The organism is Dietzia sp. UBA5065 (genome assembly GCA_002415925.1).
Lineage (GTDB): Bacteria > Actinomycetota > Actinomycetes > Mycobacteriales > Mycobacteriaceae > Dietzia.
Map to the genome: position 1 here is coordinate 1 of DIAZ01000178.1, position 10,611 is coordinate 10,611.

General features: G+C 71.2%; 6 protein-coding genes and 1 pseudogene. 3 read left to right on the forward strand and 4 right to left on the reverse strand.

What is annotated here, in order from left to right; all coding sequences use genetic code 11:
• Nucleotides 1-91 precede the first annotated feature (91 nt).
• Together B4M60_RS14755 and B4M60_RS14760 are read left to right on the forward strand one after the other, a co-directional pair.
• Nucleotides 92-1,405, forward strand: a complete 1,314-nt coding sequence (locus B4M60_RS14755; protein ID WP_291085739.1) for an acetyl-CoA C-acetyltransferase — start codon at nt 92-94, stop codon at nt 1,403-1,405.
• 167 nt (nt 1,406-1,572) lie between these two features.
• Nucleotides 1,573-3,504 (forward strand): VanW family protein, encoded by a 1,932-nt coding sequence (locus B4M60_RS14760; protein ID WP_291085742.1) that lies wholly within the window; start codon nt 1,573-1,575, stop codon nt 3,502-3,504.
• Nucleotides 3,505-3,672: 168 nt separating this feature from the next.
• Here B4M60_RS14760 and B4M60_RS14765 read toward each other — a convergent pair whose 3' ends face one another.
• Together B4M60_RS14765 and ppsA are read right to left on the reverse strand one after the other, a co-directional pair.
• Entirely contained in the window at nt 3,673-5,511 is a 1,839-nt protein-coding gene (locus B4M60_RS14765; protein ID WP_291085752.1) for an acyl-CoA dehydrogenase, read from the reverse strand.
• A gap of 150 nt (nt 5,512-5,661) precedes the next feature.
• Nucleotides 5,662-7,977: a phosphoenolpyruvate synthase gene (ppsA, locus tag B4M60_RS14770; protein ID WP_291085744.1), complete on the reverse strand. Its 2,316-nt coding sequence runs from the start codon at nt 7,975-7,977 to the stop codon at nt 5,662-5,664.
• A gap of 104 nt (nt 7,978-8,081) precedes the next feature.
• On the opposite strand from ppsA, the gene B4M60_RS14775 reads away from it, so the two are divergent.
• Nucleotides 8,082-9,005, forward strand: coding sequence for a methyl-accepting chemotaxis protein (locus tag B4M60_RS14775; protein ID WP_291085746.1), 924 nt, complete (start codon nt 8,082-8,084; stop codon nt 9,003-9,005).
• Here B4M60_RS14775 and B4M60_RS14780 read toward each other — a convergent pair.
• Together B4M60_RS14780 and B4M60_RS14785 are read right to left on the reverse strand one after the other, a co-directional pair.
• Nucleotides 8,994-10,280 carry a PucR family transcriptional regulator gene (locus B4M60_RS14780; RefSeq protein ID WP_291085749.1) on the reverse strand — a complete coding sequence of 429 codons (1,287 nt, stop codon included), beginning with the start codon at nt 10,278-10,280 and terminating at the stop codon, nt 8,994-8,996. The two genes, B4M60_RS14775 and B4M60_RS14780, sit on opposite strands and share 12 nt — an antisense overlap.
• A 61-nt stretch (nt 10,281-10,341) precedes the next feature.
• Nucleotides 10,342-10,611: pseudogene (locus B4M60_RS14785) on the reverse strand (FAD-dependent oxidoreductase); the annotation flags it as partial.

Genomic DNA, 10,611 nt, shown 5'->3' on the forward strand with positions numbered 1-10,611 from the left:
GGGTCGACAAGTAACTTACTGCTGAGTAACAATACTCGCCAGGGCCGCGTTGCGGGCCACCGGACACCGAGAACAAACGGGAGTGACACACGTGACCACAAGCCCCCGCAAGGTCGCCATCGTCGGCGGCAACCGAATCCCCTTCGCCCGCTCGAACGGCAAGTACGCGGACGCCTCCAACCAGGACATGCTGACCGCCGTGATCGACGGCCTGGCCAGCCGCTACCACCTCCAGGGCAAGCGGCTCGGCGCCGTCGCCGCGGGTGCGGTCCTCAAGCACTCCCGCGACTTCAACCTCACCCGCGAGTCGGTCGTCGGCTCCGTGCTCGACTCGTCGACCCCGGCGTACGACGTGCAGCAGGCCTGCGGCACCGGACTGGCCACGGCCATCCAGATCGCCGACCAGATCGCCCTGGGGCGCATCGACTCCGGCATCGCCGGCGGCGCCGACACCACCTCGGACGCCCCGCTCGCCGTCAACGACGACCTGCGCAAGATCCTCATCAAGGTCTCCGCCGCCAAGTCCACCGTGGACCGCCTCAAGCTCCTCGGGGAACTCCGCCCCCAGGCGCTGGTGCCCGAGCAGCCGCAGAACTCCGAGCCCCGCACCGGCCTGTCGATGGGTGAGCACGCCGCCATCACCGCCCGCGAGCTCGGCGTCACCCGCGCCGACCAGGACGCCCTGGCCGCCACCAGCCACCGCAACCTCGCCGCCTCCTACGAGTCGGGATTCCAGGACGACCTGGTCACCCCGTTCCTCGGCGTGGCGCGGGACGACAACCTGCGGCCCGACTCCAACGAGGAGAAGCTGGGCACGCTCAAGCCGGTCTTTGGCAAGCGTGACGCCGAGGCGCACGGCACCGAGGCCACCATGACGGCCGGCAACTCCACGCCGCTCACCGACGGCGCCTCCGTCGTCCTGCTGGCCAGCGAGGAGTGGGCGAAGGCGAACAAGCTCCCGGTCCGCGCGTACCTGGTGGACTCCGAGACCGCCGCGGTCGACTTCGTCCACGGCCACGACGGTCGCACCCCGGACGGGCTGCTCATGGCCCCGACCTACGCGGTGCCGCGGCTGCTCGAGCGCAACGGGCTGACGCTGCAGGACTTCGACTACTACGAGATCCACGAGGCGTTCGCCTCGCAGGTCCTGGCCACCCTCGCCGCGTGGGAGTCCGAGGAGTACTGCACGGAGCGCCTGGGTCTGGACACGGCGCTGGGTGCCATCGACCGCTCCAAGCTCAACGTCAACGGCTCGTCGCTGGCAGCCGGCCACCCGTTCGCCGCGACCGGCGGCCGCATCCTGGCCGCCACGGCCAAGCTGCTGGAGGAGAAGGGCTCGGGCCGCGCGCTCATCTCCATCTGTGCCGCCGGCGGGCAGGGCGTCACCGCGATCGTCGAGCGCTGACCGCCGCCTCGACGCGATAGGGCTCCCTGCGGTGGAGCCCACCACGGGTGACCTCGTGTGACCGTGCAGACCCCGCACCCGGCGCGGGGTCTGCACGCATCGGTGCCCTTACGCCATAGTGGACGGGCAAGGTCATGGGGTGTTCCGGAGGGGGGCGTGAGTCAGGCGTGGACGAGTCCACCACCAGCGGCGTCGGCCCGGCTCGGCCCGTCTCGATCGACGGCGACGGCCCGCAGCCGGCGGCCGCGGATCGTCGTCGTTACCGGGTGCGCTCCCGCTGGATCTACACCGGTGTGGGCGTCTTCATGGGCCTGTCGGTCCTCTACGGCTTCGACCTGGTCCACAGCATCGGTCGGGTCCCGCGCGGGACCGAGGTCGCGGGAATCCAGGTGGGCGGGATGCGCACCGGTGACGCCGAGCAGCTCCTGATCCGCGAACTCGGACCGCGGGTCCACGACGAGGTGGATCTGCGCGCCGGGGTCGTGTCCACCACGCTCGATCCCCGGGCCGTGGGGCTGTCCGTGGACTGGCAGGGCACCCTCGACAGGGGCGGCGAGCAGCCCCTCAACCCCGTCACCCGCCTGATCAGCCTGGTCTGGTCCAGAGAGGTGGGCATCGCCAGCGTGATCCCCGACGCGCGGCTGACGGACTTCCTGGAGAAGCTCGCCTTGCAGGCCGACTTCGAGCCGCGCGAGGGCGCCATCTGGTTCGACCGTGACCAGGTCAGGTCGGCCATCCCGATCGACGGTCAGCGCCTCCGGATCGAGAGCTCGCGGGATGCGGTGCTCGAACATTGGCTCGACGACGACGGGGTCGACCTCGTGGTGGACTTCACCCCCACGGAGACTCGTGCTGACGAGGTCCGGGCGCTCGTCCGCGACGTGGCGGAGCCCGCCGCCGGGCGCGACGTGACGCTGTTGGCGTCGCGGATGCGCGGGGACGGCACCGAACCCCCGCTGACCACGATCACCACCCGCATGCCGGCCCCGCCGCCGCCACCCGGCCGGGAACGCGCGGTGCCCGCCGAACGCGAGATCGAGACCGTGGACCCCGCCGGTCCCGACGCCGCGCCGATCGCCTTCCCCCGTGAGCGGATCGGCGAGTACCTGACCTTCGTCCGCGACGGTGCCGTGCTCGAGCCGCGCTTCGACGCCGACGCGGCCAAAGGGATCCTCGAGCCGCTGCTGGGGGAGACCGAACAGGAGGGCCGGGACGCCACGTTCTCCTTCAGCGGGTCCCGGGCCTCGGTCGTCCCGGCGGTCCAGGGCCGCACCGTCGAGTGGGGACCCCTGCTCGGCGCCCTGCCGGGCCAGCTCACCGACGTCCGGGGGCCTCGCGTGCTGCCGGTCGGCTATGTGGGTCGGGATCCCGAGCTCACCACCGAGGAGGCGGAGAAGGCCGGGATCCGGGAGCCCGTCGGCGAGTTCACCGTCGCGGTGGGGGCGGACGGGCGGGCGCAGTCGATGATCGCCTCGCTCGCCGGGCACTTCATCCCCGCCGGGGGCTCCTTCTCGATGGCCGAGGTCGCCGGGACCGTGTCCGGTGACACCTCGGCGGACGCGGTGGCCACCGCCCTGTTCAACGCGGCCTTCGAGGCTGGTGCGCAGGACCTGGTCCGGACGGGCAGGGGCGTCGACGGGCCGGCCTTCCCCGCCGGTCGGGACGCGACCGCCTCGGCGGACGTGGGGTTCCGCAACGGTCAGGCGACCGGTCTGGTGATCGACGCCTCGGGCGGCGGCAGCTCGGTGACCGTCCGGCTGTGGGGGACCCGCGAGTACACCGTCCGGGTGTCCACCGCGCCCCGCTCCGATGTCCGCCGGCCGCAGACCCGCGTCGTCACGACCGCGGGCTGTACGCCGGACCCCGGCCAGGACGGCTTCACCGCCCGCGTGACCCGCGTGGTGCAGCGGGGCGACGCGACCGTCAGCACCGACACCGTGTCCTCCACGTACGCGCCGCAGGACCGGATCGAGTGCCGGGTGGCGAGCCCCGCGCCGCGCGACGACGACCCCGCCCCGCCGGCGGCGCCCGGGCCGGGCGACCCCATCCGCATCCCCGGTCTGCCGGAGTTCCGCATCCCGGGCGTCCCGGGCAACTAGCCGCGATGCCCGGCCGGGTGGTCCCGGCCGGGTCACCCAGGCCCCCGCCCGCGCCGGAGTAGTCTCGAAAGCCGAAAATCCGCTACCCGACCGCGTGGTCCGCTATCCGGGTGCGGGTAGCGAATCGTGCGGGGGAGTAGCGGATTTTCGGCGGGGGTCAGGCGTGCGTCAGAACGCGGCCTCGTCCAGCTCCATGAGCTCGTTGCCGAGGCCCGCGACGATCCCGCGGGTGGCGGTGATGAGCGGGAGTTCGTTCGCCGCGAACCACCGGGCGGCCGCGATCTTCCCGGTGTAGAAGGCCTTGTCGTCGTCGGACGCGCCGTCCAGCGCGCCGAGGGCGACCTCGGCGCCCACCAGGAGCCTCCACCCCATCATGAGGTCGCCGAAGGCCATGAGCAGGCGCACCGACGCCAGGCCGACGGTGTACAGGCGCCGGGGGTCCTCCTGCGAGGCGAGCAGGTGATCGAAGCAGGTGCCGATCATCGCCTCGACGTCGGCCAGGGCGGTCGCGAGGAGCTCACGCTCGGCGGCCAGCCGGCCGTTCGAGGCGTCGTCGGCGAGGAACTGCTTGATCTGCGCGGAGACGTGACCGATGGCGGTGCCACGGTCGCGGGCGATCTTGCGGAAGAAGAAGTCCTGCGCCTGGATCGCGGTGGTGCCCTCGTAGAGGGAGTCGATCTTCGCGTCGCGGATGTACTGCTCGATCGGGTAGTCCTGCAGGAAGCCCGAACCGCCGAAGGTCTGCAGCGACTCGGTGAGCAGCTCGTACGCGCGCTCCGAGCCGACGCCCTTGACGATGGGCAGGAGCAGGTCGTTGACCCGGTGGGCGAGCTCGCCCTCCGCGCCGGAGACCCGCTGGGCGATCTCGACGTCCTGGTGGGCGGCGGTGTACATGTACACCGCGCGCAGGCCCTCGGCGAACGCCTTCTGCCGGATGAGCGCGCGACGCACGTCCGGGTGGTGCGTGATGGACACGCGGGGGGCGTTCTTGTCCGCCATCTCGGCCATGTCGCCGCCCTGGATGCGCTCCTTGGCGTACTCCAGGGCGTTGAGGTACCCGGTCGACAGGGTGGAGATGGCCTTGGTGCCGACCATCATGCGGGCGTGCTCGATCACGTCGAACATCTGGCGGATGCCCTGGTTGAGGACGTCGCCGCCGACCATCCAGCCCTTGGCCGGCACGCCGTGGCCGCCGAAGGTCACCTCACACGTGGTGGAGACCTTGATGCCCATCTTGTGCTCGACGCCGGTGACGAACACGCCGTTGCGCTCGCCCATCTCGTTCTTCTCGAAGTCGAAGTGGAACTTGGGGACGAAGAACAGCGACAGGCCCTTGGTGCCCGGTCCGGCGCCCTCGGGCCGGGCCAGGACCAGGTGGAAGATGTTCTCGAACATGTCGTCGGCGTCGGCCGAGGTGATGAACCGCTTGACGCCCTCGATGTGCCAGGTGCCGTCGTCCTGCTTGACGGCCTTGGTGCGGCCGGCGCCGACGTCGGAGCCGGCGTCCGGCTCGGTGAGCACCATGGTGGCGCCCCAGCCGCGCTCGGCGCAGGTGGCGGCCCACTTCTTCTGCTCCTCGGTGCCGTTCTCGTAGAGCACGGCGGCGAAGGACGGTCCGGCCGAGTACATGAACGCCGGCGGGTTGGCGCCGAGCATCATCTCTCCGGTGGCCCACACCATCGCGCGGGGCGCCGGCATTCCGCCGAGGTCCTCCGGCAGGCCCATGGACCAGTAGCCGGCGTCGTACCAGGCCTTGAACGACTTCTTGAAGTCCTCGGGGAGCGTGACCGAGTGGGTCTCGGGATCGAAGATCGGCGGGTTGCGGTCGGCGGAGGCGAAAGACTCCGCGACCGGGCCCTCGGAGAGGGTGGCGACCTCGCCGAGGATGCCCTTGGCGGTCTCGGTGTCCATGTCGCCGAACTCACCGGCGTCGAGTGCCTCGTTGATGCGCAGGACCTCGAACATGTTGAACTCGAGGTCGCGGACGTTGCTCTTGTAGTGACCCATCACGGTCTCCGTTCGGACTGAGGTGTCGTGGCAGTGGTGGTGCCGGTGGGAGAGGGCGTAGGTGGCAACGGGCACACCGGAACCTACTCGCCGGTAACAAGACAGATGTTAGTGCGTTCCCGGCGAGTAGTCCAAGGTGAGGATTTGCTCTTATTTCGCAGGTGGGCGCCGTCCGGCCGACCGCGCGGCGTCGAGCAGGATGGACTTCTCGGCGCGCGCGACGGTCCGCCGCGTGAGCTCCGCGTAGTCCGGGGTCACCGACACCGACGTCACGCCCTTGCGGACGAGGTGCTCGGCCATCGCCGGGTCGGTCGAGGCGGCCTGGCCGCACAGCGACACGGTGAGCCCCGATTCCTGGCAGCGGTCGATGATCTGGTCGATGAACGCCATGACCGCCGGGTCCATCGAATCGAACAGCTCCGCGCACACCTCGGAGTCCCGGTCCACGCCCAGCGTCAGCTGCGTGAGGTCGTTGGACCCGATCGAGACACCGTCGATGCCCATCGCCGCGTACTCGGGGATCCAGTGGACCACCGACGGGACCTCGGCCATGATCCAGCGCTTGAGGCCCGGGTCGCGCCCGATCGGATGGGAGTCGATGATGTCCAGGCAGGCCCGGAGCTCCCACTTGGTGCGGACGAACGGGATCATCAGGTGCAGGTTGCCGTGCTTCTGGCGCACCCGGGCCAGCGCGTCCAGTTCGAGGCGGAACAGGTCCGGCTCCTGGGTGTAGCGGTAGCAGCCGCGGTAGCCGATCATCGGGTTGCGCTCCTCCGCCTCGACCTCCCCGCCGAGCAGACCGCGGAACTCGTTGGAGCGCAGGTCGGTGGCGCGGTAGACCACGGGACGGGGGTCGAACGCGGCGGCGATCGTCGAGATCCCCGAGGCCATCCGGCCGACGTACTCCTCCTCCCGCCCCTCGGCGATGAGCCTGCGCGGGTGGACGCCGTCCAACGCGCTGGTGATGAGGAACTCCGCGCGCAGCAGGCCCACGCCGTCGACGTCCATCGCGGCCACCCGGGCGGCGGCGTCGGGCGTCGCGAGGTTGACGTACACGGCGGTGGCGGTGACCTCCCGGGTCCGCACCTCGGGGGCCCGGCCGGCGTCGGCCGGGGCCTGCTCGGCGGCGGCCTGGCGCACGGCGCCCGGGTAGACCAGGCCGGCCGTGCCGTCGACGGTGATGATCTGACCGTCGGCGATGTCCGTGGTCGCCGTCCGGGTGCCGACGATGACGGGGCGACCGAGTTCGCGGCCGACGATCGCCGCGTGGCACGTCACGCCGCCCTCGTCGGTGACGATCGCCGCCGCGCGCTTGAGGATCGGCAGCCAGTCCGGATCGGTCATCGTGGCGACCAGGATCTCGCCGGCCGCGAGGTCCGCCCCGTCGGCGAGCTCGCGCAGGACCCGCGCGCGTCCGGTCGCGATGCCGGGGCCGGCCCCCAGCCCCTCGGCGATCGGCTCGCCCTGGGAGTCCGACCCCGGCCCGTCGCCGCCCGCGCCCCCCGCCGTCGCGTCCGCGGTCAGGGTGGTGATCGGTCGGGTCTGGACGATGAAGAGCTCGCCGTCCTCGATCGCGAACTCCGTGTCCTGGGGCTTGCCGTAGTGGGCCTCCGACGCCATCGCCAGCCGGGCCACGGCGCGGACCTGCTGGTCGTCGAGGACGCGCTCGGTCTGCAGCTCCTCGGGGACCGGCACGAGCCCGTCCTCCGTCTTGCCGGCGATGATGCGCGAGACCTTGCGGCCGACGTGGGCGGTGAGGATGTCGAGGTCGGACTTGGCGACCACGTAGGTGTCGGGCTCGACCTTGCCGCCCACGACCACCTCGCCCAGGCCGTAGGCGGCCTCGATCACCACGCGGTCGATCTGCGACGTGCGGGGGTCCGCGGTGAAGGCCACGCCGGAGGTGTCGGAGCGGACCATCCGCTGCACGACGACCGCGATGGACGGCTCGTCGTGGTAGCCCGAGACCGCCCGGTAGGTCATCGCCCGCGGCGACCACAGCGAGCACCAGCACTTCCGGACCGCGTCGATCAGGGCGTCGCTGCCGATCACGTCGGTGTAGGACTCGTGGATCCCCGCGAACGAGGTGTCCCCGGCGTCCTCCGCCGGCGCGGAGCTGCGGACCGCGACGGGCACGTCCGCGCCCAGCCCCCGGTAGTGCTCGAGGATCGCCTCGCGCAGCCGGGGCGGCATCTCCACCTCGGCGACCGTCCGCGTGAGATCCTCCGACCTGGCCATGAGCTCGGCCTCGGTGAGTCCCTCCTCCGGCACCCTCTCGGCGTAGAGCCGGGCACGGACGCCGCCGGTGTCCATCGCGTCCAGGTACGCGGACTGCCCGACGGAGAACCCGGGCGGGACGGGGAATCCCGCGCCCGTCATCTCCCCGAGGTTGGCTGACTTCCCGCCGTACTCGGGCGCGTCCTCGAGTCGCAGCTCGTCGAAGTTGGTGACCCACTCAGTGTTCATTGTGTAACCCTCCGGGTGATCGGTCCGATCGGCCGGGACCGTCGATGCCCCCATGGTGCGCAGATCGGGCGGCCTCCGGTGGGATGTTCGGGCAGAATCGATTCATGGCAGACATGCAGCTCCGGGTCCCCACTCCGGCATCCGTGGCCAAAGCGGCTTTGCGCGTGGTGGAGTGGGAACTATCGGTGGCCCGGGAGATCCTGCTCGTGCCGGCGCGGGTGCTCGCGCTCCTGGACGACGTCGACGACATCGTGCGCCGGGTCCGGCGTCTGCTCGAGGAGGTCGACCGCACGGTCGGCTCGATCAACTCGATCGTCTCCGCCGCGGGAGAGACCGTCGACGGCGTGCGCGGCACGGTGGCGCGGGCGAACCTCGTCGTGGACGACGTCGCGGGCACGGTGTCGGCCGCGGACGGCATCGTCGGCCGCGTCGCCTCCACCGTGGACTCCGCGGACGGGGTGGTGGCGCGGGTCAGGTCGACCGTCGACGCGGCCGACGACGTGGTGCTCAGGGTCGACTCGACGGTCGAGACCGCGGACGGGCTGGTCACCGCGGCCGGCGGGGTGATCGGACGGATCGAACCGATCCTGGACTTCGCCGAGTCCGCCCTCGCCCCCGTGAGGCCAATCGTGGAGGCGCAGCTCGTCGACGCCGAGCTCGATCCCGGCACCGCGAGGATGGTCGCGACGCGCATCACCGAGGTGTTGGTGTGGGCGGACCGGGTGATCGCCCTGGTCGAACCGATCGCGGACGAGGTCCTGTCCTCGGTCGAGCCCGAGGAGATCAAGGCGGTCGTGAAGTTCATCGACCACCTGCCGGCGCTCGGGGACACGCTGGAGAACGACGTCATGCCGGTCCTGGCGTCCCTGGACACGGTCGCCCCAGAGGTCCATCAGATCCTCGAGGTGGCCCAGCACTGCCTCGACGCGGTTCAGGGCATCCCGGGCTTCCAGCTCCTGCGGCGGCGCGGCAACGAGAACGGCAAGTCGGGGGACGGCAGGTCGGAGATCGTCAGGTCAGGGGACTGACGGATCCGGGGCCAGGACCACACTCCCCAGCACGTGGCACGTGGCCAGGGCGAGCTGGGTGTCCAGCCTCCTGTCGCCCAGCCGTCGGCCCAGCGCGTTCTCCGCCTTGGTCAGGCGGTACTTGACCGAGTTGCGGTGCAGGAGCAGTCGCGAGGCCGTCTCGGTGTAGCTCTCCGCGGTCTCGAGGAACACCCTCGCCGTGTCGCGCTGCCTGGCGGCGTCCGCGGTGTCGTACGACAGTTCGCCCAACACCTCATGAACCCACCGTCGCGTTGCCGCGACGTCATCGGCCAGTCGGGAGATCACCGGTATCGCGTCGTCCGAGTAGGAGACCACGTGCGCGTCGGCGGCCGTGGAGACCCGCGCGACCGTGGCCGCCTGTTCGGCCTGGCCGTGCGTGACGCGGAAACCGTCGACGCCGGGATGGGGCGCGCCCAAGGCGATCCGTGCGCCGGGGGCCGCCGCCGCCATCGCCGCTGTGGTGGCAGGGTCGAGCGGGGAGGGGCGGCTCTCCGAGCCGAACCACACCTCGGCCGTGGACCGACCCGTCATCACCACGAGCGGCGCCCGGCCCACCCCCAGCAGCCGGGCAAGCTCCTCCGCCAGTGCGGAGAGCTCCCGTTCCTGGTCGGGTACGGAGGCGAAGTCGTCGATCCAGATGCGGCACCCGAGATGCACCTGGTTCAGGCGGTATCCCGTGAGCTTCTCGAACGCGGCCGGATCCACGCGCTGTCCCATCAGGATGCTGTGCACGGATGACGTGATCGAACGAGCCGTCCGGTTGTGGGACGAGCGCACCTCGTCGTCGTGCGCGGCGATGACGGTCCGGGTGATCTCGTCGACGTACTGGAACATCCACCCCGCCAGATGGTGGTAGAGCTGCAGCTTCTCGTGCGGTTCGCAGTCGATCTCCTGGACCTGGTCGAAGACGCGGGCGAGCAGATGGTCGGACCCCACGTGGTAGGCGCGGCGCAGCGCCGCGCTCGACACGTCCCGGCGGGCGAGCTCCACGGCGTACCGGGTCGCAGCGGGGAGCGGGGGGAGATCGTGGGCCTCCTCGGTGCGCGACAGGAGGTGGAAGATGACCTCCACGTTGTTCGACACGCTGGCGTGCAGTGCCGACCGCATGGTGCCGTCGTCGAGTTCGCCGATGGCGTTCTCGATCGCCGAGGTCATGCTGTCGCTCACGTCGGCTGTCCTCCTGCTCAGCCGCACCCCGATCTGGCGGGTCAGCTCCTGCAGCCGTTCGTGGTTCTGCGGGGTCGTGCTCAGCATGCGCGTCGTCCGGCCCGCGTCCGACCCCGGCGCGTGGTCCGGTGGGCTCCTTCCGTGGAGGTCATCGACTCGCCAGCGAGGACAGGGCGGACCTCGCGGCGTTCCAGCCGGCCATCCCGTGGGCGCCGGCGCCGGGGGGTGTGGCGGCCGAGCAGAGGTAGACGCCCGGCACGCCGGCGTAGTAGGGGTCGGGGGCCACGCGCGGACGGAACACCAGTTGCAGTGGCGTGTTGGCGCCGGTCACGATGTCTCCTCCCACGTAGTTGGGGTTGTACTGCTCGATCATGTGGGTCGTCCGGGTGTGGGTGTGGACTATCCGGTCGCGGAAGCC